The following is a 776-nucleotide window of genomic DNA, read 5'->3' as shown; positions in this document are numbered from 1 at the left end:
TCAATCCCAAACCGGTGATTGCCAAAGAGAAAACGACTCATCAAAAACAGCCATTGCCAAGCCGAGGTAAACAGTAAATTGGTAAAATCAATGGGGCTAACTGAGAGCCGCTGTTCGCTAGCCGGTACGCTTTAGCTCTGTTCACTTGGGTATTGATGATCAAACAAGAAATCGCCAGCAAAGCGATAGCCACGGGCAAACTGAGCCAAGTTTGCAACGTTGCTGTTGCCTCTGACGCTGCGATATCGACAAACACCAAAACAGGCAGGAGCAACAAGGCGGCCAAGCTGAATGTCCAAGAAGTTAMTCTCCTTGGGTGACAGCGCACTCTTACTGGCTCGATAGAGCGTCAGTTGAGATCCCGAGTTGAACACTCCCCTGCAACCCACGCCAGCAATTCGAGCCTTAATGAGAACTCCCCTTCTTTCCCGGACCAATAATATTACGCCGACAAACGTCGCCACCAACGCCGCTATCGTCAATTTCGACACACTAGGTTTGAAAAAGAGACGCTCAAGCAACGGCATAAACAATGGGCCAGTAGCAAAGAGCACCACGCTTTCCACCAAACTCAGATGTTGAAGCGACCAAAGGAAAAAGAGTTGGCAGAGGGCGATACACAGCGCGCGGCCGAGCAAGGGTTTCATTTCCGCCTTATTGGGTATTTTTATTTTAGTTATTCTTAATAGAGCCAATAGTAAAACGGCTGGCAAGGCAAAGCGTAAAAAGCTAAACCATTCGATAGGAACAATATCGACTAAATATTTGGAAATCAG

General features: G+C 47.5%; 1 protein-coding gene. It reads right to left on the bottom strand.

Annotation, left to right across the window (positions count from 1 at the left end):
• Positions 1-131: 131 nt before the first annotated feature.
• A partial coding sequence (locus CIK04_RS26545; protein ID WP_325205858.1) for a DMT family transporter occupies positions 132-776 on the bottom strand: 645 nt, incomplete at its 5' end.

The sequence above is a fragment of the Vibrio sp. 03_296 genome, from assembly GCF_002265885.1.
Note: the sequence above shows the minus strand (reverse complement) of the source record. Positions and strands in the feature narration are given on the sequence as shown.